Here is a 22494-nt window from a genome sequence, read left to right as displayed (position 1 = left end):
ATTTGTAACATGACAAAAACATAACTCTAAAAAAACTGACATGTAAATGAGGTATGATTTTTTTATCATCAAATTATACGGAGAAATACAGTTATGAAAAAAGCATTTGCTAAAGCAACTCTTGGTTTAACTTCTACAGCTTTTTTGGCGACAATCGGCGCTCAGGCTGTCAATGCAGATTCTTACGTTGTGCAGCATGGGGACTCTTTTTTTGCCATTGCTAGCGCCAATGGGATGAATCCTTACGAACTTGCTGCCAATAATGGAAAATCAATTTTTGATACGATTAATCCAGGGGATGTGCTGCAAGTAAATGGCACTGCTTTGGCACAGACTTACAATCCGTACAATGCTCCAGCTTATGAAGCGATAAGCGATGCTGCTTTGGTATCTGATACTGAAGATGTTGTCTTAAATACGCCAACTGATTATGGCAATTCTTACCCAATCGGTCAATGTACTTGGGGTGTGAAAGAAATGGCGCCTTGGGCAAGCAACTGGTGGGGCAATGCTAATACTTGGGCGATCAATGCTGGTGCTCAGGGTTATGCAACAGGAAATGTCCCAGTAGCAGGCGCTATTGCAGTTTGGGATGGCGGTGAATACGGACATGTTGCTTATGTGACAGATGTGCAAAGCGACAGCTCTATCCAAGTCTTGGAAGCGAACTACAATCGCCAAAAGCAGATTAATAACTATCGTGGCTACTTTAACCCGAATGAATTTATGGGTGGCGTTACCTATATCTATCCAAACTAAAGATAATAACAACGAGGCTGGGGCTGATAATGTCTCAGTTTTTAAATAGTCGATAGCTCTTGATGCGGTAGCTGATAGGGCTTTTTCTTTGTGCGGGAAAAGTCCTGAGCAGAAAGAGTTTTTTTGAGACGAAATATGTTAAAATGAAGAGAGGGAGGATTTCCTGGAAGGAGACTAATGAGTTATTTCAATAAGTACAAGTTTGATAAATCGAAATTTCGTCTGGGCATGCGTACCTTTAAAACCGGTCTGGCTGTCTTCATCATCCTACTGCTCTTTGGACTTTTTGGTTGGAAAGGCCTGCAAATCGGTGCTTTGACTGCAGTCTTTAGTCTTCGTGAGGATTTTGATAAGAGTGTCCACTTCGGGACATCGCGAATCTTGGGAAACAGCATTGGTGGTTTTTACGCTCTGCTATTTTTCATTGCCAATAGTGTTTTTAAGGAGCAGTATTGGGTCACCCTCCTTTTGGTGCCGGTTTGTACTATGCTGACAATCATGACCAATGTCGCCATGAACAACAAGGCGGGAGTCATTGGCGGAGTATCTGCCATGCTGATTATTACCCTGTCCATTCGGCCGGAAGATACCATCCTGTATGTCTTTGCTAGAATCTTTGAAACGTTTATGGGAGTCTTTGTTGCGATTCTGGTAAATTCTGATATAGATCGGCTGCGAGCCATCTTTGAAAAGAAAAAATAAAATCCGTGTAAGAAAATCTGACATTATTTCTTGACATAAGATTTATTTCGTCCTATAATAGTGCGTAGAGAGGAATTTGAATGAAGGAAAAAGAGTTTCGCCGAAACATGGCAGTCTTTCCCATCGGCAGTGTTATGAAACTGACGGACCTATCTGCCCGTCAGATCCGTTATTATGAAGACCAGAATCTGATTACCCCTGCTCGGAATGAGGGCAATCGTCGGATGTATTCTTTGAATGATATGGACCGCCTTTTAGAAATTAAGGATTATATTTCAGAAGGCTATAATATCGCTGCGATTAAGAGGAAATATGCTGAGCGTGAAGCCAAGTCCCGCAAGACCATTAGTGACAAAGATGTCCGCCGTGCCCTGCATCATGACATCTTGCAGCAAGGCCGTTTTGCTTCTTCTCTACCAACCTTTGGTCAGATGCGTCGACCATAGCTATTTTGTTTGAATTACAAGGAGAAATTTAATGTCTATTACAGCAGCTGATATCCGTCGCGAAGTAAAAGAGAAAAATGTTACCTTTATTCGTCTTATGTTCTCTGATATCTTAGGAACTATGAAGAATGTGGAAATTCCTGCCACGGATGAACAGCTTGACAAGGTCTTATCCAATAAAGCCATGTTTGATGGTTCTTCCATTGAAGGTTTTGTCCGTATCAATGAATCAGATATGTATCTTTATCCTGATCTAGATACTTGGACAGTCTTTCCCTGGGGAGATGAAAACGGCAGTGTAGCGGGCCTGATTTGTGATGTTTACACGACGGATCATGTACCGTTTCTAGGGGATCCTCGCAGCAACCTCAAGCGTGCCCTCAAGCATATGGAAGAGCTGGGCTTCAAATCCTTTAACCTCGGACCAGAGCCAGAATTTTTCCTCTTTAAGCTGGATGAAAATGGTGATCCGACGCTGGAAGTAAATGACAAGGGCGGTTATTTTGACTTGGCGCCGACAGATTTGGCAGACAATACTCGCCGGGAAATCGTCAATGTCCTGACCAAGATGGGCTTTGAAGTAGAAGCTAGTCACCATGAGGTAGCAGTCGGCCAGCACGAGATTGACTTTAAGTATGACGAAGTACTTCGGGCTTGTGACAAGATTCAGATTTTCAAGTTGGTTGTGAAAACTATTGCTCGTAAGCACGGTTTGTATGCAACCTTTATGGCTAAGCCTAAGTTTGGGATTGCAGGATCTGGTATGCACTGTAATATGTCTCTCTTTGATCAAGACGGCAATAATGCTTTCTTCGATCCAGAAGATCCAAAAGGTATGCAACTGTCAGAAACAGCCTACCATTTCTTGGGTGGTTTGATTAACCATGCTTATAACTACACAGCTATCATGAATCCAACGGTCAACTCATACAAACGTCTGGTTCCTGGATATGAAGCACCAGTTTATATTGCTTGGGCAGGACGTAATCGTTCACCGTTGGTGCGCGTGCCAGCCTCTCGTGGTATGGGTACTCGCTTGGAGCTGCGTTCGGTTGATCCGATGGCCAATCCATATATTGCTATGGCAGTTCTCTTGGAAGTTGGCCTGCACGGTGTCGAAAATAAAATCGAAGCTCCAGCACCAATTGAAGAGAATATTTATATCATGACTCCAGAGGAGCGTAAGGAAGCTGGAATTACAGACCTACCATCAACGCTTCACAATGCCTTGAAGGCCTTGACAGAAGACGAAGTCGTTAAAGCGGCTCTTGGCGAGCATATCTATACGAGCTTCTTAGAAGCTAAGCGTATCGAGTGGGCTAGTTATGCAACCTTTGTCTCCCAATGGGAAGTGGATAATTATCTGGATTTATACTAAACTTAGAGCAGGAGGATTGGCATATCCCCTGCTTTTTCGTGGAGGAGGAGAAAGATGGAAAAATTTCATGATTTTATTAAGCGTGTTTTTGATGAGCAATATGAAGTCTATTTTGGTCCAGATATGCTTGAAAAACTTGAGCCTCAAGATTATTATTTAAGGCGGGAGGAAGATGGCCAGTTAATTGCCTTGCTCCATGCCCAACAGGTGCTGGAAAATATTCATGTCAAGGCTTTGGTGGTGGATAAAGAACATCAGAAAAAAGGTTTGGGAGCTAGTCTGCTGGCAGAATTAGAAGAAAAGGCTGTAGAAGCTGGAGTAACTAGCATTACCTTGTCCACTAAATCTTATCAAGCCAAGGATTTTTACATCAAGCAAGGCTATGAAATCTACGCCAGTTTAGCAGATGTCCCGCAAAAGGGCATTACCAAATATCATTTTATTAAGAAATTAAGCTGAGCTAGTCTCAATAGATAGAAGTCAATTTGGCTTCTGTTTTTTAATATTCATTTGCATACATTCAGTATGTATGTTAAAATAAAGTTTAAGAAAAGGAGAACAAATGATTACCAGTTTATACCCCGTTTTAATGAGCGAAGATGTCCATCAAGCGGCACAATTTTTCATTGAGCATTTCCAATTTCAGGAAATCTTCCGTTCAGATTGGTATATTAGTTTAAAGAATATCGAGAGTGGTTTTGAGCTTGCTTTTATTGATAGTAAGCATGGGACAGTGCCACAAGCCTACCAGTCTAAGGCGAGTGGCCTAATCATCAATATCGAAGTTGACAATGTGGATTGTTTTTATGAAGACTTGCGTCAGCAAGAAGAAATGGAGTTCCTTCTTCCTATTAAGAGTGAAGATTTTGGTCAGTGCCATTTCATTGTGGAAGCACCGGGTTCTGTTTTGGTTGATGTAATTCAAGTAATTCCACCTAGCGCTGAGTTTGCGGCAAATTATTTGGAGAGTGAAGATGAATAAAAAGCAGCAGGCTTCTCTAGAGACAAGTAAGAAAATATTAGCTATCGCCCGGAAACATTTTTCTTTAAAGGGTTATGCAGAAACTTCCTTGGAAGAAATTGTAGATGAATTGGGAGTGACAAGAGGCGCACTTTATCATCATTTCGGGAATAAGAAAACTTTATTTACCGCCGTACTGGCACAAATTCAGTCCGAACTGGGGTCTTATGTAGAAAAAAATGCCCTGGAAGCACACGATTCTTGGGAGCAGTTGGTGGAAGGCTGTGTTGCTTTTGTTCGTTTTGCGACCTTGACCGAAAATAAACGTATTCTCCTGCTTGATGGTCCCAATATCGTTGAGTGGAAAGAGTGGCGTCGTCAGGACGAGGCTAATTCTTTCTTTCATTTGAGAGAACAATTAGACATTTTATCTAAAGAAGGGAAACTTATCTCTATTGATCTGGATATGGCAGCTCATATGATTTCAGGCGCCTTGAACGAGTTGTCTCTTTTTCTGGCTGAGAAAGAGGAAGAAGCAGAAGTTAGAGAAGCAGTGAGAAGTCTGTTAAGGGGATTTAAAAATCATGGCGAAAAAGGTTAAAAATTATTATGATTTGGTTTATGCGGAGGACTTGAGCCGTCGCTTGCAAGAAGTCACAGATAAATTTGATACTCAGCATTTTATGTCTCTAGTTGAAAGCGATTTAGAGGCTTTGGAATTTACTCAGCGTCAAGAGCTGCTGGCAAGGAGTATCAAAGAATGCTTGCCGCTTTCCTATGCTGATTCTCTTAAGGTTTTTGAGCAGATACTTGGTCCGGAGTTAGAGGGTGGCTTGGGCATGTTTTCAGAAGGGTATTGGTTGTGGCCGATTGGCAAGTATGTGGAACTTTACGGAGGTCAGGAATTCGAGCTGAGTGCAGCTTTCAGTAAGGAATTAACCAAGCGATTTACTGGAGAATTTTCCATGCGGCCCTTGCTGGCTAATTATCCTAATGCTACCATGGATTTACTGCTAGAGTGGAGTAAAGATGAGAATATGCGTGTCCGCAGATTAGCTAGCGAGTGTATGCGTATCCGATTGCCTTGGGCTAAGAAGCAGACTGTGGTCTTAGATTATTTTGATGAGTTTACCACTATTTTAACAAATCTAAAGGATGACACGGATAAATCAATCCAAAAAAGTGTCGCTAATAATCTGAATGATTTATATAAAGAAGATCCTGAAAAATTCGAGAGGGTAATTGAATCTTGGCAAGAGGAAGAATTGAGTCCGAGTTGCGCTTGGATTATTAAGCATGCTTCGCGAACAAAAAATAAAGCAGAAAAATAAGCTTTGCTAGCCTAGCAAAGCTTATTTTTAGTTATCTTCGTCTGGTGTAAGCACCATCGGAATAATAATAGGTTCGCGCTCGGTACTTTCGTAGAGGAAAGGACGCAAGGCGTTGACGATAGCGCCGCTGACAGATTGGACGCTGGCATCTTTATTCTTGAGTGCAATGCGAATGGCATTGAAGAGGATGCGCTGGCTTTGGCGAATGAGGTCGCCTGATTCGCGCATGTAGATAAAGCCACGGCTGAGAATATCTGGACCGGCTAAAATCATCTTGGACTCAAAGTCAACCGTCGCGACAGCCAGGACAACACCGTCCTCTGACAGGTCTTTACGGTCGCGCAGGACTGCAGCTCCGATTTCGCCGATGCGGTTCCCATCGACATAGATATCTTGAGCGTTGAAGCTGCCAGCAATACGAGCTGAGTCAGCTGTCAGAGCCAGCACATCACCATTGCTCATGATGAAGATATTATCTTTTGGCACTCCAGTATCAACGGCTAGACCTGCATGGACTTTCTGCATACGGTATTCACCATGGACTGGCATGAAATATTTAGGCTTGATCAAGCGGAGCATGAGTTTCTGCTCTTGTTGGCCACCGTGTCCAGAGGTGTGGATGTTGTTAATCTTACCGTGGATAACCTCTACACCGGCCTCGGAAATAATGTTAATCAGCTTGTTAACGCTGGTCGTATTACCAGGGATAGGACTGGATGAGAAGATGACCGTATCTCCCGGTTGCAGCTGAACCTGACGGTGGGTGCCATTAGCAATCCGAGACAGGGCTGCCATCGGCTCACCCTGACTTCCAGTACACATAATCAGCACTTCGCCAGCTGGATAGTCCTTGAGTTCATTTGGCTCGATGAAGGTATCTTTGGGAACCTTGATATAGCCCAGCTCAATCCCATTGACAATAGCCTTTTCCATAGAACGGCCAAAGACCGCAATCTTACGGCCAGTCTTAACAGCAGCATCTGCGGCTTGCTGAAGACGGAAGATATTAGAGGCAAAGGAAGCGAAAATAATCCGTCCATTAATGCCTTCAATAATCTTCATGATAGATTGCCCAACAACTTTTTCGGAATTGGTAAAGGTCGGAACTTCAGCATTGGTCGAGTCAGATAGGAGACAGAGCACACCTTCTTCGCCCAGAGCAGCCATGCGGTGCAAGTCTGCCGGCTCACCGACTGGTGTAAAGTCAAACTTGAAGTCACCTGTACAGACAATCTTACCCTGTGGCGTATGGATGACAATTCCCAAAGGCTCTGGGATAGAGTGGGTTGTCCGGAAGAAAGTAGCTTTCAGATGCTTGAACTGCAGTTCTGTGTTTTGATTGATTTCATAGAGCTTGGCATCGCGCAAAAGTCCATGCTCTTCTAGCTTGCCGCGAATGAGGGCCAGGGCCAAAGGGCCAGCATAGATAGGAACATTGGCTTGCTTGAGCAGGAAAGGAATACCGCCGATATGGTCCTCGTGCCCGTGGGTGATGAGGACAGCTTTTACGCGGTCAATATTTTCCACGATATAAGAGTAGTCGGGAATGACATAGTCGATTCCTAACAGGTCGTCTTCTGGGAACTTGATACCAGCATCCACGATGATGATTTCATTTTGGTATTCAATCCCGTAGGTGTTTTTACCGATTTCGCCTAACCCACCAATCGCAAAAACGCCAACTTCTTTGGGTTTTAAGGTATATGCCATGGGTTAGAACTCCGTCAATTCAAAAGTGCCTGACTCTTTTTCGTACTCGAGGTGTTTGTCAGACAAGAGCTCGATAAATTCAATATTGTAAGGGGTATTTTCTTCGACTAACTTACGAGCCTGAATGCGGCCTCCCAATTCATTAGCTGCTTCGACCTCTAAATAAAGGGCACGTGTCTTTTCACGGCGCGGACTGCGCTCTTTTGTTTCCTGATAAAAAACTTTGTAAATCATAAGATTCCTTTCTGTGATAAGGTCTAAAAAATAAAAGAAGGCAGGCGTTAGCGCATTTCTTCACATGATAAATTAAAAATGATAAATGGAAAGTGAGCGATTGCTGTGACTTCTGATAGGGCTTACTCAAATGAAGAGGCTAAAATGCTGTTTTAGCCTTGTATCTTATGGAAAAGTAAGAGTAATGAAATTGACCTGATGTTTAATTATTATTGTAATTATACCATAGAATGAGCTTAGGAAGCAAGTCGGGACGGTGAATTTCAGAGCCGGTTTTTCAGCCAAAGCGGCTTGACAAAAAGAAAAATCAAGCGATGAACATTTGGTCACTTGATTTTGAGGGCTGCTTATTTGGTGAAATAGCCGTGCTTGCGGTACCAATCTACCACGTCAGCTAAGCTTTCTTCGAGAGGGCGATGCTGTCCGCCTAGCTCGCTCTCGGTTTTGGCAAAGCTAAAATTACTTTTGAGATATTCTTCGGCCATGAGATGAGCGAGCTCATTGGTAACCAAAATTGGTTTTTTGGTGAGCCGGTGGTAGAGCTCACTTGCTTGGGCATAGATTTTGACGAAAAGAGGGGAGATCTTGCGCTTGGGGGCGGGAACGCCAGTGATTTTTTCCAGTATTTGGTACAATTCTGTCATGGTCACTTGCCGTCCAACTGCCAGATAGCGCTCCTTTGAGCGTCCGTATTTCATGGCGCGGAGATGAATATCTGCTACATCTCTAGCATCCACCATATTATAGCTAGCCTTTAAGATACCTGGAAGTTTTTGCTCTACAAAATTGATAATCAGCTGCCCACTGGAGGTCGGACCAAGGTCTCTAGGACCCAACATTACACTCGGCAAGATAAAGCAACCGAAAACATCTGAATGCTTGTCCAAGAAATCACGAACGGCCTCTTCACTCAAAATCTTGCTGCGATAGTAATCAAAAGGAGTATCTTTTGAGCGAGACATGCTTTCATCGATTAGCTGATTGGCCTCACCTTCCAGTACGACACAGGAGGAAGTATGGACAAATTGGCGGATACCAGCCTCGTAAGCAGCTTCTAGGAGGTTATTTGTGCCTATAATATTAGTGTCGTAGAGCTCCTGCCAGTGCTTGCCGCCTTTATAATTATCGCGGAAAAAAGCAGCGGTATGAAAGAGGCTGTCGCAGCCTGCTAGATAGTCACGATAGCTTTCGGGCTCTAAAATATCCCCCTTGACAATCTGGATAGGCAGGTCGGCAAATTGTTTGCGCGCTTTTTCCTCGGAGCGAACGAGAGCGGTCACTTGAATGTTTTCTTTTAGCAGAGCACGCACGAGATTATTTCCTAAAAGACCGGTCGCACCAGTCACAAAAGCGTGGGTCATTGTTCTAGCTGGTTTTTGATTTGTAGGGTTTGGGGTCATCCGTTTTTCCTCCTTTTGCAAATAGATGATATATCATCTATTTAAGATTCTATATTTTTTAACTAAAATTGTCAACAATTTTCCTAATCTAGTGTAAAATAGTATAGAAGTGATTTTTGAAAGGAGAGCAGCGTGGTAGCAGAAGGAATTCGATTTGGCTATTTGTTTAGAAGTGCAGAGAGCTTAGCGACGAGAGAATATGGGAAGTTGCTAGAGCCTTTGGGAATTACGCCCAATCAAAGCGAGGTCTTGCTCGTTTTGGGCGAACATGCTCCGCTGTCTCTCAAGGGCTTGGGGGAATCCCTGATTTGTGAGGAAAAAAGCCCTAGTCGCTTGGTGCAGGCTTTGATTAAAAAAGGCTTGGTCAAGAAGGAAATTTCTAGCAAGGACAAGCGCAGTTCTCGCTTGAGCTTGACTGCTGCTGGAGCGGATTTGCTGCCCAAGATTGCTGAGCAAGAAGCGATTTTTGGAAAACACTTGGCGCAGCAAGTGCCTAATTTGGAGGCTTTTAGCCAGATTTTAGAGGAATTTTTGGTAGATAGTTTCTACGAAGACAAATTAAAACGCCGCTCACTTTGGCGGCAAGAGGAAAAATAGAGGATAAGCATGAAGATTGCAGCTATTGATACGTCAAGTAAGGCGCTGACGCTCGCGATTTTAGAGGACGAGACCTTGCTGGCGCAGATGACTTTAAATATAAAGAAAAACCACAGCATTACCCTGATGCCGGCTATTGATTTTCTGATGAATAGTCTGGACATGAAGCCGACGGATTTGGATCGTATCGTAGTTGCTCAGGGTCCGGGCAGCTACACAGGTCTGCGAATGGCGGTGGCGACAGCCAAGACTCTGGCTCATACCCTCAAGATTGAGCTGGTCGGTGTGTCTAGTTTGCTGGCTTTAGTCCCAGAGCAGGTGGAAGGTTTGGTCATTCCTGTCATGGATGCCCGCCGCAATAATGTCTATGCTGGCTTTTATCAGTCTGGTCAGTCTGTACGGCCGGAGGCTCATCTGCCATTGGCAGAGGTTTTGGAAATAGCTGGCGTTGCTGATCAGCCAGTCACCTTTGTCGGAGAGACTGCAGTGTTTGCAGAGCAGATTGAAGCTGCTCTTCCTGGGGTATCGGTTCAGCCGACTTTACCAGATGCGGCAGTTATTGGTCGTCTCGGTTTAGACCTGCCAGCCCAGTCTATTCATGACTTTGTCCCTAACTATCTCAAGCGTGTAGAAGCTGAGGAAAATTGGCTCAAGACCCATCAGGAATCCAGTGATTCTTACATTCGGCGCCTATGATTGAGATGAGAAAATGGAGCGACAGCTCGGATGTGGACGTGGCAGTTCTAGCAGAAGAGCTGGAACAGCTCTTACTTGCTGTCTATGCGGTCAGCCCTTGGACTGTGGGTCAATTGGAAGAGGTCCTGCTCTCGAATGTGAACAGCTGTGCGCTAGCAGAAGATGGGAGTCAGCTGGTCGGCTTTTTAGTCTGGCAGGAGACAGACTTTGAAGCAGAAGTTCTGCAGATTGCTGTATTGCCTAGCTATCAGGGGCAGAAAATCGCGACAGCCTTGTTTGACTTTTTGCCAGCAGACAAAGAAATTTTCCTCGAAGTGAGGGAGTCGAACAAGCCAGCTCTGCTATTTTACAAAAAAGAAAAATTTGAAGAAATCGCGCGGCGGAAGGCCTACTACCATGCTCCGGTGGAAGATGCGATTGTCATGAAAAGAGAGAAGCATGAAAGATAGATATATTTTAGCTTTTGAGACGTCTTGTGACGAGACCAGTGTGGCGGTTCTGAAGAATGAGACAGAGCTTTTGAGCAATGTCATTGCCAGCCAGATTGAGAGTCACAAGCGTTTTGGCGGAGTGGTGCCAGAAGTGGCCAGCCGTCACCATGTGGAGGTCATTACGGTTTGCATTGAGGAGGCCTTGGCAGAAGCAGGGATTAGCGAGGAGCAGGTCACAGCGGTGGCCGTCACCTACGGTCCTGGTCTGGTTGGGGCGCTTCTTGTCGGCTTGGCAGCGGCCAAGTCCTTTGCCTGGGCTCATGATATTCCCCTGATTCCAGTCAATCATATGGCTGGACACCTGATGGCAGCCCAAAGTGTGGAGCCCTTAGAATTTCCCTTGCTGGCTCTTTTGGTCAGTGGCGGTCATACTGAATTGGTCTATGTCAGTCAGGCTGGTGATTATAAGATTGTGGGGGAGACCCGCGATGATGCGGTCGGTGAAGCCTATGATAAAGTCGGTCGAGTCATGGGCTTGACCTATCCAGCAGGTCGAGAGATTGATCAGTTAGCTCATGAGGGACAGGATATTTATGATTTTCCGCGGGCTATGATTAAGGAAGACAATCTGGAATTTTCTTTTTCCGGCCTCAAGTCGGCCTTTATCAACCTGCACCACAATGCCCAGCAAAAAGGAGAGGTCTTGTCTAATCAAGACCTGTCAGCAAGCTTTCAGGCAGCGGTCATGGATATTCTCATGGCCAAGACTAGAAAAGCCCTGGAAAAATATCCAGTCAAGACTCTGGTCGTGGCGGGCGGTGTTGCGGCTAATCAAGGCCTGAGAGAACGCTTGGCAGCTGAGATTCAGGATGTGAAGGTGATTATTCCGCCATTGCGCCTTTGCGGTGACAACGCTGGTATGATTGCCTATGCCAGTGTCAGTGAGTGGAACAAGGAAAATTTTGCCAGTTTGGACCTCAATGCTAAGCCGAGTCTGGCTTTTGAAACTATGGAGTAAAGGAGAAGAATGCGCGGACAGACATTTAAACAGGGGGCACAGGCGGCAGTGCCAACAGCTCTGGGCTATATTGGGATTGGCTTAGCCTGTGGCATCATGGCGGCGCCCTATATGAATCCCTTGGAGATGGGGCTGATGAGTATTCTGGTTTATGCGGGCAGTGCCCAGTTTGCCATGATTGGTTTATTTGCCCAGCAGGCGCCGGTCTTGGCCATCGCACTGACTGTTTTTCTTATTAATATCCGACATCTTTTGCTCTGTCTGCATGCATCAACTCTTTTTCGTAAGTCTAGCTTGATGCAGAATATTGTCATTGGCTCTTTTTTGACGGATGAATCTTATGGAGTCTTGATGGGAGAGCGGGCACATACAGAAGAAATTGCTGCTGCTTGGATGATGGGCAATAATTTCATGAGTTACGCTTCCTGGATTTTGGGTACTGTTTTGGGAACAGCCCTCGGTGCCCTTCTGCCCAATCCTGAGAGCTTTGGCCTGGACTTTGCCCTAGTCGCTATGTTTATTGGCATTTTTTCTTCTCAGTTTACCATCATGCTGCGACGTGTCAAGATAAAGAAGCTCTTTTTAGTCTTGGGCGTGGTGGGTCTTGCCTACCTGCTTCTGACCATGCTGCTTCAAAATTCGCTGGCGGTACTGTTTGCAACCTTGCTAGGCTGTACAGTGGGGGTGATTTTGGATGATAAGTAAGTATATTTTGCTGGCTATTCTTTTGTCAGCCCTAGTCACTTGGATTCCGCGGGTTTTGCCCTTTATCCTAGTCAAGTACAAGGGGCTTCCGCCCATGGCAGAGCGTTTCCTTAAATATTTGCCAGTTTCCATTATTTTTGCACTTATCCTGTCTAGTGTCACCAATGCTAAAACAGGTCAGCTGCCGAGCTTTAAATGGCTGGATTTAATGGTCGTTTTTCCGACTATTTATGTGGCATTTAAGTATAAAAACTTAATTGCAACTGTTGTGTTTGGTGTAGTCTTGGTGGCCTTGCTGCGCTATCTAGCTGGATTTCTTGGCTTATAAAGAAAGTACAAGACAGATTGAATCGGTCTGTTTTTTTGTTAAATTCTAAGAATTATCTGAAAATATAATATTTTATGCTATAATGGAAGCAATAAAAATCATGGAGGTTCGGAAATGGCAGAAGCAGGTCATAAATTTTTAGCAAAATTAGGAAAGAAACGCCTTCGTCCCGGTGGCAAGCTGGCAACGGACTGGCTGATTGAGCAGGGGCATTTTTCCAGCGATAAGAAAGTTCTAGAGGTTGCCTGCAATATGGGGACCACAACAATCGAGCTAGCTAAAAAATATGGCTGCCAAATTACTGCAGTTGATTTGGATAAGGCTGCGCTGGCTCAGGCTAAGCTTAATGGAGACAAGGCTGGTGTGAGTGAACTCGTCACATTTGAGCAGGCTAATGCTATGAAGCTGCCTTATGATGACAATTCTTTTGATATTGTTATCAATGAAGCCATGCTGACCATGCAGACGGAGAAGGGAAAAGCCAAATGTATGGATGAGTACTACCGGGTGCTGAAGCCAGGCGGAGTGCTCCTCACCCACGACGTCATGCTCAAACAAAGAGATGAGAATGTCCGGGAAGAGCTATCTCGTGCGATTAATGTCAATGTGGGGCCTCTGACAGAAGGTTCTTGGATTCAGCTAGCGCGCTCTCATGCTTTTGACCGTGTAGACACCTTTATCGGCGAAATGACCTTGATGAGCCTTCGAGGGATGATATATGACGAAGGACTGGGCGGCACACTGAAAATCTGCTTCAATGCCCTTAAGAAAGAAAACTACAGTCAATTTATGAAGATGTTTAAGATGTTCCAAAAAAATCAGGAAAAACTGGGCTTTATTGCCATGGTTTCCTGGAAATAGAGAATTAACCTTCTGGACTTGATCTAGGAGGTTGTTTTTTTGTTTGTTGGAGTACTTGACATCTTTTATGAAAGCTGTTATACTTTTTTAAGAATATTCAATGTTGATTATAGGTGTGAGATGATGACAAAATTATTAGTATTAGCTATCTTGGATATGAAAGCAATGTCGGGTTACGATATTCAGCAAATGATGCAGACAACAGATGCTCAAAGATGGGGAGCTGTTCAAGTAGGCTCTATCTATCATGCTCTAAAGAAATTAGAGCATAAAGGATATATTACTATTTCTAGTGTTGAGCAGACAGGTCATCGCCAAAAAGTGGTTTATCAGATAACAGATCAGGGGAGAGTCTATTTAAAAGAACTTGTTCGTGAAGCTTTGGAAAGCCCAGCTCTTACTTATCCTTCGGCTTTATATGCTGGTTTGTCTTTTTATGAGCAATTATCAGATGATGAGGTGAGCTTAGCCCTGCAGGAGCAGGAAAATAAGTTAGAACGGGAAGAAATGCTTATTTTACAGGGATGGGAACAAAAACGAGAAGCTTTGAACAATCAAATATCTCCTATGGTACAACTAATTTTTGATCATATGCTAGCAATGATTCGTGCCCAACGAGATTTTATCAAGCAGGCTCAAGACTATTTGCAAACTGAAGAGAAGTAGAGGGTTAGAAAACATTCTAACTCTTAAAAACTACTCTTATATTCAATATAGAATATACGACGAGGAGTAAAAATGAATGATTATCAAAAAAGGATACTGTTGTTTCAGAGTTTTAGACAGTTAACTGAAATGATTGTTATCGGTGGTGGAGGAAGCTGGTAGTAGTGGTTTGACAATACAATCTAGAGATTTATATACTGAAAGGAATCACTATGAAAAAACAAGAAAATTTAAATACCAATCGAAAAAAAGCTTTATTTGTTGTCACTTTAGCCGTTTTTACAGACATGTTTATTCATGGTATGATTGTGCCAATCCTACCAATTTACGCAGGTTCTTTAGGGATTTCCCAGACAGCTTTGGGCTTTCTATTTGGAAGCTATGCTTTAGCCCTATTAATCACAACTCCTATTTTTGGAATGATTTCTGATAAGCTTGGCCGTAGAGGGCCGATGCTTTGGGGAATTCTTGGTTTGGCAGCTGCAACTCTACTTTTTGCTTTTGCAAATACTTTTTGGTTTTTGCTTTTAGCTCGTATTTTACAAGGCTGTGCTGCTGCAATCACATGGACAGCTGGTTTGGCTCTCTTGGCAGATTTTTATCCATCTGAAGAGAGAGGGCAAGCTATGGGAATTGCCTTATCAGGTCAGGCTATGGGGATTCTTGTTGGTCCAAGTCTGGGCGGCTGGCTCTACCAAATCGGTGGTTATATGTTTCCATTTTTTGTAGCAGCAGGTATGGCTGTTTTAGATGGTTTGCTGCGTCTTCTTTTATTGAAAGAAGAGCCGCATAGAGAGAAACAAACAGAACAGCAGCCATTTGAACTGTTAAGAAATCAGCACTTTTTATTGATAGTTGGTGCTGTCATGATTGGTGCTGCGGTTCCAAGTGCCCTGCAGCCGACTTTACCCGCTAGATTTGAAGCAGTATTTCATGCTACACCACTTGTTATAGGATTACTTTTTGCTGTGCCTACAATTGCTTATGCAGTCATTGCTCCTCTGATTGGGAGACTATCTACAAAATTAGGTCATGCAAGGATGACTGTTCTAGGTTTCATTATCACTGCGCTAGCTATGGCATTTGTCACTCTTCCTAGCAATATCTATTTAGAAATAGCAGCTTTGAGTCTGATTGGCATCGGTATGGGAATGATTCTTGCACCTAGTCTGCCTCGTATGGCTGATTTAGCTCAGGAAAAAGAAAATGCTAGCTATGGTTTCACATTTGCGATTTATAATACAGCTTATTCTGTCGGTATGATGATGGGCCCTGTATTGAGTGGTCTTTTATCTGAAAACTTTGGTCTGCAATGGGCTTATGTTATTTTGGCAGGTGCCATAGTTCTTTATATGATGATTTTTGCAAGTCACTTAAATCATTAAAAAGGAGGTTTCGTTTTGAAAGAATATAAAAAACTTCAGCAGTTATTACTGTCTATAGATGGGCAAAGTTACTCAAGCTATAAAAGAATAAAAGGTTTTTATCAGTTTCCTGATTATATTTTAGCGATTGATCATGTTCAGGTAGATCCCTATGCTCCACCATCAAAGATGAGAATTCTTATACAGCGTGAAACAGTGGACATTCCCAAAGAGTACATCAATCAAAAGAATAAGAGAATTGCTGTTTCGGATTTTTTAACACGAAACTTTTATAAACAAAGCCAAAAATTTAATCATTCAGTAAAAGGGACAGGTACCAGCGGTCTCATTATGATTGACCACTGTGGCCAAGAAATGTTGGAGCGAACAGCTGTTTTAATAAAAGATAATCAGATTGAAGTTCGTTTTGAAGTTGGTCTACCGGCTGCTGGGAGACGCATTTTAGGAAAAGCGGCAAATCGAATTTTTCAAGATATTCTTCCAGAAATCATTAAGCAAGCTCTTTTCTATCGTCATCTAAATCAGACAGCTTTACAAACTCAGATTGATCTTATTTTGGATCAAAAATATCTCAGAGAAGAATTACCTAAACAAAATTTAGTCGCGTTTATAGCAAATGGATCAATTTTACCAAGAGAAAGCGGAATTTCAGATGAGCCATTGATAGGGGCCAAACCTTTTCAAAGTCCGGCCAATCTGGAAATAGAATTTCATTTACCAAGCGGAAAAACTGTGACTGGCATGGGCATAAAAAAAGGAATTACCTTGCTTGTGGGTGGCGGTTTTCACGGAAAGTCGACAGTTTTGCAGGCACTTGAACGTGGTGTTTATAACCATATTCCCAATGATGGTCGTGAATTTGTACTAACGGTTTCTGATGCAGTAAAAATTCGTGCGGAAGATGGCCGCTCTATTCAAAAGGTAGATATCAGTCCCTTTATTAATCATTTGCCTGGTAATAAAGTTACAAAACAATTTTCAACCATGAATGCCAGCGGCAGTACTTCGCAGGCTGCGAATGTTGTGGAAGCATTGGAAGCTAGGGCATCTTTGCTTCTCATTGATGAAGATACATCGGCTATGAATTTTATGATTCGTGATAGAAGGATGCAGCAGCTGATTGTCAAAGAAAAAGAACCAATCACACCTTTTGTTGATAGAGTACAATCCCTCTATAAAGATTTAGGGGTATCAACTATTTTAATTATTGGCGGCTCAGGCGATTATTTTGAGGTTGCTGACAGAGTTATTATGATGGATGAATACCTACCTAAAGATGTCACGGCTAAGGCAAAAAATATTGCAGCAGCTGATTCTTATAATCGGGAAGATTCTGTGGAACCCTTTGAAATCCTTAGTAGGCGGGTTCCTCTTAGTTCTAGTTTCCCTTTATCTGGTAAGGAAGATCGTCTAAGAGCCAAGGGAAAATTGCATCTTCTTTATGGTTGGGAAACGATTGATTTATCTGGGTTGGAGCAGTTAGTCGATGACAGTCAAACTAATGCTCTTGCTGTTATGTTAGCCTATTTTAAAAATCATTTTTTAAATGACCATTCTTCTTTATCAGAAGCGATTGAACAACTTTATCAACACATTGAAAATTTTGGATTAGATGCTGTCTCACCTTATACTGGACATCCCGGCAACTTAGCTTTACCAAGAAAACAGGAATTTTATGCCATGCTTAATCGTTATCGAGGTTTGAAAATAAAGTAACATTGTAGAAATTTTCTAAAAAAACTTGACCCTGACCTTTGGTCAGGGCTTATACTATAGTGGTAAGGAGATCTATCATGTACCATATCAAAGAAGCTGCGCAACTTTCGGGAGTCTCTGTCAAAACCCTGCATCATTACGACAAAATCGGACTTTTAGTACCCGCCAAATCAGAAAATGGCTATCGGACATACAGCCAAGATGATTTAGAGCGGTTGCAGGTCATCCTTTACTATAAGTATCTGGGTTTTTCTTTGGAGAAAATAGCAGAGCTGCTGAGTCAGGACGATCAGGAATTATTGCCGCATCTGGTTAGGCAGTTAGAGTATTTGCAGCAGGAAAGAGATCGCTTGGACACCTTGATTTCCACCTTGCAAAAAACCATTCAAGAAGAAAAAGGAGAAAGAAAGATGACAATGAAAGAAAAATTTGCAGGCTTTACCTACGAAGATAATCACAAATACCATCAAGAAGCCGTCGAAGAATACGGTCAAGAAGTCATCTCGGAAGCACTGGCTCGTCAAAATGGACGGGAAGAAGAAGCTGCCGCAGCCTTCAATCAAGTTTTTCAAAGTCTGGCAGAGAATATGGGGCAAGGCTTGCCGGTTGACGCAGCAGAAAATCAAGAACAGGCAGCGCGTCTCTTACAAGCCATTCGCACTTACGGCTTTGACTGCTCACTGCAAGTCTTTGCTTATATCGGCCAAGGCTATGTCCACAATCCAGAATTCAAGAAGAATATTGACAAGTTCGGATCAGGCACTGCCCAGTACACAGCGGATGTGATTGCAGTTTACGTTCGGACAAATACGAAATAAATAGGCTAGGAAATTTCTAGCCTAGAATTTCTACTTCAAGTCATAAAGCCAGTCCTCGCTGTCTTTATAGTAAAAGAATTCACTTAAATCGTCTTCTAAAAAAACACGCAGCATATCAGACATGTCATTTGTTGCCAGCTTTAAATGGGACAGATTTTTAAAATCTTCCCACCAGACCTTTCCTTCATCTGAGGATTGCAGCACACCAGAATAGTGATTTGTCTTATAGAGCAAGACGACATAACGAAAATCTTTATCATCATACCAATCCTTTATGCCGCAAAGTTGAGGCTTGAATATGGTTAATCCAGTTTCTTCTTTGACTTCTCTGATAACTGCATCGGTAAAAGATTCTCCACGCTCTACATGCCCGCCAGGAAAAGTGATACCGGGCCAGTCAGACTTGACTCGTTCTTGGACGAGAACTTTTTCTCCGTCATAAATCATACACATGTTGACGAATTCTACATTTTCCAGTCGATTCATTTGTTTCTTCCTTTTGTTTGAGATGAATGGTGGAATCTAAACGATCACTCATAATGCAAGCTCCCTGATACCCAGCCGGTGCAAAGGGCAGATGTGATATTGAAGCCGCCTGTGTGGGCATTAATGTCTAGGACCTCTCCAGCAAAGTGGAGGCCGGGAACAAGCTTGCTTTCCAGAGTTTTGGGATTAATTTCTTTGAGGCTGACGCCGCCTTTGGTTACAAAGGACTTGGCCAGGGACATTTTGCCAGTGACAGGGATGGGCAGTTCTTTGATTTGTTTGATGAGGGCATCTTTTTCACTGATATGAAGTTGTTTGACTTTCTCGGGAAAGGGCTGGGCAAAAAAGTCTGCCATTCGCTCGGGCAGGAGAATTTTCAGGCAGTTCTTCAGCGATTTTTCTCGGTTTTCTTCTAAAAATTCTGTCAAATCCTGCTTCCTCATCTGTGGCAGAAGATCCAGATAGATAGTTTCGCCGCCCTTTACAAAGCTAGACAGGCGCAGGGCTGCTGGCCCTGACAGACCAAAGTGGGTAAAGAGCAGGTCGTGGGTGATGGCATGCTTTCCATAGCTCAGGGTCACATCGTCCAGTGAAATCCCCTGAAGCGCTTTGTGAGGAAAGTCAGTCAGAAGAGGACTTTCAGCAGCTTCCAGGTCAGTCACAGTGAGCTTGAAGTGTCGGGCAATATCGTACCCAAAACCTGTCGAGCCAGTTGAAGGGTAGGACTTTCCTCCAGTCGTCACAATCAATTTCTGGCAGGTCCAAGTCTGGTCGCTGGATCTGACAGTGAAAAGCTCATCAGTTTTTTTGACAGAAACAATTTCAGTATTGGTGATAACAGTGCTGCCCAGCTCTGCAATTTTCTTTTCCAAAGCTTCGATAATGGTGCGGGACTTGTCTGTCGCTGGGAAAACACGGCCGTGGTCTTCGACCTTGAGTTTGACGCCGTTCTCTGTAAAAAAGTTGATAATGTCATGGTTGTCAAACTGGGAAAAGACACTGTAAAGAAAGCGACCGTTACCAGGAATTCCGGCCATGAGGTCATCTAGGTTTCCGTTGTTGGTCACATTGCAGCGTCCGCCGCCTGTACCAGCTAGTTTCTTGCCCAATCGTTTATTTTTCTCAAGGAGCAAGGTCTTTTGACCGTAGAAAGAACTGGAAATGGCAGCCATCATGCCGGCTGGTCCTCCGCCGATGATGATTGTGTCGAAATGGTTCATGTATCTTTTTCCTTTCGTGGAGAGGGGGTGTTCGTTATCAGTCGGAGATCTTGCACTTCCTAGCTGAGTATCCTTTTTGCAGCCTTACCGCTCCTCTTGGAAGAATGAAACTAGAAATCTCGAGGTTTCTACATTCAATCTTTTTTATTTTTCTTACTAAACTAATCTGTCTCATTGTATCATAAAAAAGGGCTAAAAAGATAGGAGTCAGGCTCAAAAAATCTTGTGAAATTTGACAGTTAAGGCTTGATATGATAAGATTTAGGTATCTACAAACTAGAAAAAGTTTTTGAGGAAATTATGGCAATTGAAAAGACAGTCAGCGAGTTAGCCGAGATTCTTGGAGTTAGCCGCCAGGCGATTAACAATCGTGTCAAGGCACTGCCGCCAGAAGATACGGAAAAGAATGAAAAAGGAGTCACGGTGGTGACCCGCAGCGGCTTGATTAAGCTGGAAGAGATTTATAAAAAAACTATTTTTGAAGATGAACCTGTTAGCGAAGATGTGAAGCAACGCGAGCTGATGGAAATCTTGGTGGACGAAAAAAATGCTGAGATTGTGCGGCTCTATGAGCAGCTTAAGGCCAAGGACAGCCAGCTAGCTAAGAAAGATGAGCAGTTGCGTATCAAGGATGTCCAGATTGCTGAAAAGGACAAGCAGCTGGACCAGCAGCAGCAGCTAACAGCCAAAGCTATGAATGAGCGTGAGACCTTGCTGTTGGAGTTGGATGAAGCCAAGGAAAAGGTGCAGGAGCAGGAAAGCAAGGGCTTCTGGGCACGTTTATTTGGAAAATAAAAATAAGGTTGGGACATCTGTCTCAACCTTGTTTTAAATAGGAATCGCTTTTTAGAAAGTTTTGTATTGTTCACAACATAAAGGAAGAAAATGAAATCACAAAGACTGGGACTTTTACGTCTCTATCGCAATCTTGATAAAATTCTGTTGCTCTTTTTCACAGTCTTTATGCTCATGGAGCTGGCTTGGGTGCCTTTCAACTCCTTTGCAGCAGAGACTCTGCTCAAGCAGACAGGCTACCTCTTCTTATCTTATACGAATGCCCTGAAGGTTCTGACTTCAAATGTCTGGGTTGGCTTGGCCTTTCTAGCGCTTTTTGCGGCCAACCTCTTTGTCGCTTATTTTCAGATTGGACTCATATTTATGGGGCTCCGCAATCTTCTGGACGAGGAAGAACGAAGCGCCTTTCAGTTTATCAAGAAAAGTTTCAAAGACAGCGGATCGCTGATTCGCTACGCCCGGCCCAGCAAGGTCCTCTTTATTGCACTGTATATGGGCTTTATCTTTCCCTTTCTGCGGCAAATTCTCAAAATCTACTACTTGAATAAAATTCTGATTCCAGAATTTATCGTGACCTATCTCAAGACGGCCTTATGGATGAAATTATCAATCTATGCTTTAGGTTTTCTGCTTTTTTTGATAGCGGTTCGCCTGATGTTTGCCCTGCCCAAGCTCTTTTTTGAGCATTTCCGCCTACGAGATGCGATTAGGTATAGTTTGGAGAAGACCAAGGGGCACTTGATTCGCTATACTTGGCAGCTCTTTTGGATATTGGCTAAGAGCTTTCTCTTCTTTCTTTTAAGCAGCATTCCGATTTTAGTGTTGCAGCAGTATGCGGATGGCCAGTCCAATCAGATAGCCTTGATAGCAGCGGTTGTTAATTACTGCCTCATCAAGCTGGCTTATTACTTTATGGTAGCCTACTTTCTGATTAAGTTTGTGGCTTTTCTGACAGATAGCAAGCTGTCTGAATACCGCTACAGAAAAGGCCTGCCTCTCATGCGCTGGTTTATCCTTTTGGTCACTAGCTCTGTCTTTGCCCTTGAAGGCTTTGTCTATCTCAATCTGCCCTTGGAAAACGTCCCTCTGACCATCTCTCACCGTGGAGTTTCGCAGGGAAATGGTGTCCAGAATACGGTTGAGTCGCTAGAGAAGACCGCCTTGCTTAAGCCAGACTATATCGAAATGGATGTACAGGAGACCAAGGACGGACAGTTTGTCATGATGCACGATGCCAATCTAAAAGCCTTGGCTGGCGTTGATGCTAAACCGCAAGAGTTGACTCTGCAAGAGCTGACGGCTTTAGATATTTCGGAAAATGGACACACTGCCAAAATTTCTAGCTTTGATGCTTATCTCAAACGAGCCAATCAGATGGGCCAGAGACTCTTGATAGAAATCAAGACCAGCAACTTGGACTCAGCTGATATGATGGACCGTTTCCTGAGCCAATACGGAGCCAACATCAAGGTTTATGGCCACCAGATTCAGTCCTTGGACTACCAGGTTATTGACAAGACAGTCCAGTATGATGAGAGCATACCGACCTTCTTTATCCTGCCCTACAATACTATTTTTCCACGGACACAGGCTTCTGGCTATACGATGGAGTACTCAACCCTCGATGAAAACTTTGTCGATAAGCTATGGACGACAGATAAGCAGCTCTATGACTGGACCATCAATGATGCAGACAGCATTGGCAAATCCTTCCGCTTAGGTGTTGACGGCATGATTACCGACGATTTAGAGCTGGTTCAGAGCTCTATCAAGGAACTGCAGAATAATCCTGACTATGCCCTGCTTTTGATGAGCAAGGCAGCGGATTTGCTTAATTTTGTCTAGTGGGCT

The 22494-nt window shown here is 43.4% G+C and carries 26 protein-coding genes; 21 read left to right on the top strand and 5 right to left on the bottom strand.

The window, feature by feature from the left end:
- The first annotated feature begins 93 nt into the window (after positions 1-93).
- From ELZ47_RS10255 to ELZ47_RS10220, 8 genes are all read left to right on the top strand, one after another.
- Entirely contained in the window at positions 94-759 is a 666-nt protein-coding gene (locus ELZ47_RS10255; protein ID WP_126435940.1) for a COG3942 and LysM peptidoglycan-binding domain-containing protein, read from the top strand.
- A 177-nt stretch (positions 760-936) separates the two neighbouring features.
- Positions 937-1461 (top strand): FUSC family protein, encoded by a 525-nt coding sequence (locus ELZ47_RS10250; RefSeq protein ID WP_002929079.1) that lies wholly within the window; start codon positions 937-939, stop codon positions 1459-1461.
- 80 nt (positions 1462-1541) lie between these two features.
- Positions 1542-1907, top strand: a complete 366-nt coding sequence (locus tag ELZ47_RS10245) for a MerR family transcriptional regulator (protein WP_002896641.1) — start codon at positions 1542-1544, stop codon at positions 1905-1907.
- 31 nt (positions 1908-1938) lie between these two features.
- A complete protein-coding gene (gene glnA / locus ELZ47_RS10240; RefSeq protein WP_002896640.1) occupies positions 1939-3285 on the top strand; it encodes a type I glutamate--ammonia ligase in 1347 nt (448 codons plus the stop codon).
- A 54-nt stretch (positions 3286-3339) separates the two neighbouring features.
- The gene (locus tag ELZ47_RS10235) at positions 3340-3744 is read left to right on the top strand and encodes a GNAT family N-acetyltransferase (RefSeq protein WP_126435939.1); all 405 of its coding nucleotides are present in this window, start codon (positions 3340-3342) and stop codon (positions 3742-3744) included.
- A gap of 103 nt (positions 3745-3847) precedes the next feature.
- Positions 3848-4267: a VOC family protein gene (locus ELZ47_RS10230; RefSeq protein WP_126435938.1), complete on the top strand. Its 420-nt coding sequence runs from the start codon at positions 3848-3850 to the stop codon at positions 4265-4267.
- Positions 4260-4847 carry a TetR/AcrR family transcriptional regulator gene (locus tag ELZ47_RS10225; protein ID WP_126435937.1) on the top strand — a complete coding sequence of 196 codons (588 nt, stop codon included), beginning with the start codon at positions 4260-4262 and terminating at the stop codon, positions 4845-4847. The genes ELZ47_RS10230 and ELZ47_RS10225 overlap by 8 nt, the downstream gene beginning before the upstream one ends.
- Positions 4831-5577, top strand: coding sequence for a DNA alkylation repair protein (locus ELZ47_RS10220; RefSeq protein ID WP_126435936.1), 747 nt, complete (start codon positions 4831-4833; stop codon positions 5575-5577). Before ELZ47_RS10225 ends, ELZ47_RS10220 begins: the two co-directional genes overlap by 17 nt.
- A 27-nt stretch (positions 5578-5604) precedes the next feature.
- Here the strand turns inward: ELZ47_RS10220 and rnjA are convergent, their stop codons facing one another.
- From rnjA to ELZ47_RS10205, 3 genes are all read right to left on the bottom strand, one after another.
- Positions 5605-7287, bottom strand: a complete 1683-nt coding sequence (gene rnjA, locus ELZ47_RS10215; protein WP_002929089.1) for a ribonuclease J1 — start codon at positions 7285-7287, stop codon at positions 5605-5607.
- A gap of 3 nt (positions 7288-7290) precedes the next feature.
- Positions 7291-7521: a DNA-dependent RNA polymerase subunit epsilon gene (locus ELZ47_RS10210; protein WP_125330855.1), complete on the bottom strand. Its 231-nt coding sequence runs from the start codon at positions 7519-7521 to the stop codon at positions 7291-7293.
- Between the two features lie 347 nt (positions 7522-7868).
- Positions 7869-8921, bottom strand: coding sequence for an SDR family oxidoreductase (locus ELZ47_RS10205; RefSeq protein ID WP_125330856.1), 1053 nt, complete (start codon positions 8919-8921; stop codon positions 7869-7871).
- A gap of 132 nt (positions 8922-9053) precedes the next feature.
- On the opposite strand from ELZ47_RS10205, the gene ELZ47_RS10200 reads away from it, so the two are divergent.
- The 11 genes from ELZ47_RS10200 to ELZ47_RS10150 all read left to right on the top strand — a co-directional run bounded on the left by ELZ47_RS10200 (position 9054) and on the right by ELZ47_RS10150 (position 18142).
- Positions 9054-9518, top strand: a complete 465-nt coding sequence (locus ELZ47_RS10200; protein WP_000225125.1) for a MarR family winged helix-turn-helix transcriptional regulator — start codon at positions 9054-9056, stop codon at positions 9516-9518.
- Between the two features lie 9 nt (positions 9519-9527).
- A complete protein-coding gene (tsaB, locus tag ELZ47_RS10195) occupies positions 9528-10214 on the top strand; it encodes a tRNA (adenosine(37)-N6)-threonylcarbamoyltransferase complex dimerization subunit type 1 TsaB (protein WP_125330857.1) in 687 nt (228 codons plus the stop codon).
- A complete protein-coding gene (rimI, locus tag ELZ47_RS10190) occupies positions 10211-10663 on the top strand; it encodes a ribosomal protein S18-alanine N-acetyltransferase (protein WP_125330858.1) in 453 nt (150 codons plus the stop codon). The genes tsaB and rimI overlap by 4 nt, the downstream gene beginning before the upstream one ends.
- Positions 10653-11663: a tRNA (adenosine(37)-N6)-threonylcarbamoyltransferase complex transferase subunit TsaD gene (gene tsaD / locus ELZ47_RS10185; protein WP_125330859.1), complete on the top strand. Its 1011-nt coding sequence runs from the start codon at positions 10653-10655 to the stop codon at positions 11661-11663. Before rimI ends, tsaD begins: the two co-directional genes overlap by 11 nt.
- A 9-nt stretch (positions 11664-11672) precedes the next feature.
- Positions 11673-12368 carry an AzlC family ABC transporter permease gene (locus tag ELZ47_RS10180; RefSeq protein WP_125330860.1) on the top strand — a complete coding sequence of 232 codons (696 nt, stop codon included), beginning with the start codon at positions 11673-11675 and terminating at the stop codon, positions 12366-12368.
- Positions 12358-12696 carry an AzlD domain-containing protein gene (locus ELZ47_RS10175; protein ID WP_125330861.1) on the top strand — a complete coding sequence of 113 codons (339 nt, stop codon included), beginning with the start codon at positions 12358-12360 and terminating at the stop codon, positions 12694-12696. Before ELZ47_RS10180 ends, ELZ47_RS10175 begins: the two co-directional genes overlap by 11 nt.
- A gap of 114 nt (positions 12697-12810) precedes the next feature.
- On the top strand, positions 12811-13557 hold the full coding sequence (locus tag ELZ47_RS10170) for a class I SAM-dependent methyltransferase (RefSeq protein ID WP_125330862.1): 747 nt from the start codon (positions 12811-12813) through the stop codon (positions 13555-13557).
- 39 nt (positions 13558-13596) lie between these two features.
- Positions 13597-14223, top strand: coding sequence for a PadR family transcriptional regulator (locus tag ELZ47_RS10165; protein ID WP_232011359.1), 627 nt, complete (start codon positions 13597-13599; stop codon positions 14221-14223).
- A gap of 212 nt (positions 14224-14435) precedes the next feature.
- Positions 14436-15608 carry an MFS transporter gene (locus ELZ47_RS10160; protein WP_125330864.1) on the top strand — a complete coding sequence of 391 codons (1173 nt, stop codon included), beginning with the start codon at positions 14436-14438 and terminating at the stop codon, positions 15606-15608.
- Between the two features lie 15 nt (positions 15609-15623).
- Complete coding sequence (locus ELZ47_RS10155; RefSeq protein WP_125330865.1) at positions 15624-17324, top strand: ABC-ATPase domain-containing protein; 1701 nt, start codon at positions 15624-15626, stop codon at positions 17322-17324.
- A 77-nt stretch (positions 17325-17401) separates the two neighbouring features.
- Positions 17402-18142, top strand: a complete 741-nt coding sequence (locus ELZ47_RS10150) for a MerR family transcriptional regulator (protein ID WP_125330866.1) — start codon at positions 17402-17404, stop codon at positions 18140-18142.
- A 30-nt stretch (positions 18143-18172) separates the two neighbouring features.
- Here the strand turns inward: ELZ47_RS10150 and ELZ47_RS10145 are convergent, their stop codons facing one another.
- Together ELZ47_RS10145 and ELZ47_RS10140 are read right to left on the bottom strand one after the other, a co-directional pair.
- Positions 18173-18628, bottom strand: coding sequence for an 8-oxo-dGTP diphosphatase (locus ELZ47_RS10145; protein ID WP_125330867.1), 456 nt, complete (start codon positions 18626-18628; stop codon positions 18173-18175).
- 44 nt (positions 18629-18672) lie between these two features.
- Positions 18673-19848 carry an NAD(P)/FAD-dependent oxidoreductase gene (locus ELZ47_RS10140; RefSeq protein WP_125330868.1) on the bottom strand — a complete coding sequence of 392 codons (1176 nt, stop codon included), beginning with the start codon at positions 19846-19848 and terminating at the stop codon, positions 18673-18675.
- A 300-nt stretch (positions 19849-20148) separates the two neighbouring features.
- On the opposite strand from ELZ47_RS10140, the gene ELZ47_RS10135 reads away from it, so the two are divergent.
- A complete protein-coding gene (locus tag ELZ47_RS10135; protein ID WP_002896624.1) occupies positions 20149-20643 on the top strand; it encodes a DUF536 domain-containing protein in 495 nt (164 codons plus the stop codon).
- Positions 20644-20733: 90 nt separating this feature from the next.
- Positions 20734-22488, top strand: coding sequence for a glycerophosphoryl diester phosphodiesterase membrane domain-containing protein (locus ELZ47_RS10130; RefSeq protein ID WP_125330869.1), 1755 nt, complete (start codon positions 20734-20736; stop codon positions 22486-22488).
- Positions 22489-22494: the final 6 nt, after the last annotated feature.

It is taken from the genome of Streptococcus sanguinis (genome assembly GCF_900635155.1).
In the GTDB taxonomy this organism is placed as follows: domain Bacteria; phylum Bacillota; class Bacilli; order Lactobacillales; family Streptococcaceae; genus Streptococcus; species Streptococcus sanguinis_G.
This window is presented reverse-complemented; position numbering and strand designations above follow the sequence as displayed.

Bases quoted from the DNA above. Each gene is read 5' to 3' on its own strand.
- ELZ47_RS10145 (WP_125330867.1), bottom strand. From the start codon at position 18,628: ATGAATCGACTGGAAAATGTAGAATTCGTCAACATGTGTATGATTTAT.
- glnA (WP_002896640.1), top strand. From the start codon at position 1,939: ATGTCTATTACAGCAGCTGATATCCGTCGCGAAGTAAAAGAGAAAAAT.
- tsaB (WP_125330857.1), top strand. From the start codon at position 9,528: ATGAAGATTGCAGCTATTGATACGTCAAGTAAGGCGCTGACGCTCGCG.
- ELZ47_RS10225 (WP_126435937.1), top strand. From the start codon at position 4,260: ATGAATAAAAAGCAGCAGGCTTCTCTAGAGACAAGTAAGAAAATATTA.
- ELZ47_RS10210 (WP_125330855.1), bottom strand. From the start codon at position 7,521: ATGATTTACAAAGTTTTTTATCAGGAAACAAAAGAGCGCAGTCCGCGC.
- ELZ47_RS10135 (WP_002896624.1), top strand. From the start codon at position 20,149: ATGGCAATTGAAAAGACAGTCAGCGAGTTAGCCGAGATTCTTGGAGTT.
- ELZ47_RS10150 (WP_125330866.1), top strand. From the start codon at position 17,402: ATGTACCATATCAAAGAAGCTGCGCAACTTTCGGGAGTCTCTGTCAAA.
- ELZ47_RS10250 (WP_002929079.1), top strand. From the start codon at position 937: ATGAGTTATTTCAATAAGTACAAGTTTGATAAATCGAAATTTCGTCTG.
- ELZ47_RS10170 (WP_125330862.1), top strand. From the start codon at position 12,811: ATGGCAGAAGCAGGTCATAAATTTTTAGCAAAATTAGGAAAGAAACGC.
- ELZ47_RS10205 (WP_125330856.1), bottom strand. From the start codon at position 8,921: ATGACCCCAAACCCTACAAATCAAAAACCAGCTAGAACAATGACCCAC.
- ELZ47_RS10230 (WP_126435938.1), top strand. From the start codon at position 3,848: ATGATTACCAGTTTATACCCCGTTTTAATGAGCGAAGATGTCCATCAA.
- rnjA (WP_002929089.1), bottom strand. From the start codon at position 7,287: ATGGCATATACCTTAAAACCCAAAGAAGTTGGCGTTTTTGCGATTGGT.
- ELZ47_RS10220 (WP_126435936.1), top strand. From the start codon at position 4,831: ATGGCGAAAAAGGTTAAAAATTATTATGATTTGGTTTATGCGGAGGAC.
- ELZ47_RS10180 (WP_125330860.1), top strand. From the start codon at position 11,673: ATGCGCGGACAGACATTTAAACAGGGGGCACAGGCGGCAGTGCCAACA.
- ELZ47_RS10140 (WP_125330868.1), bottom strand. From the start codon at position 19,848: ATGAACCATTTCGACACAATCATCATCGGCGGAGGACCAGCCGGCATG.
- tsaD (WP_125330859.1), top strand. From the start codon at position 10,653: ATGAAAGATAGATATATTTTAGCTTTTGAGACGTCTTGTGACGAGACC.
- ELZ47_RS10130 (WP_125330869.1), top strand. From the start codon at position 20,734: ATGAAATCACAAAGACTGGGACTTTTACGTCTCTATCGCAATCTTGAT.
- ELZ47_RS10235 (WP_126435939.1), top strand. From the start codon at position 3,340: ATGGAAAAATTTCATGATTTTATTAAGCGTGTTTTTGATGAGCAATAT.
- ELZ47_RS10175 (WP_125330861.1), top strand. From the start codon at position 12,358: ATGATAAGTAAGTATATTTTGCTGGCTATTCTTTTGTCAGCCCTAGTC.
- ELZ47_RS10255 (WP_126435940.1), top strand. From the start codon at position 94: ATGAAAAAAGCATTTGCTAAAGCAACTCTTGGTTTAACTTCTACAGCT.
- rimI (WP_125330858.1), top strand. From the start codon at position 10,211: ATGATTGAGATGAGAAAATGGAGCGACAGCTCGGATGTGGACGTGGCA.
- ELZ47_RS10245 (WP_002896641.1), top strand. From the start codon at position 1,542: ATGAAGGAAAAAGAGTTTCGCCGAAACATGGCAGTCTTTCCCATCGGC.
- ELZ47_RS10160 (WP_125330864.1), top strand. From the start codon at position 14,436: ATGAAAAAACAAGAAAATTTAAATACCAATCGAAAAAAAGCTTTATTT.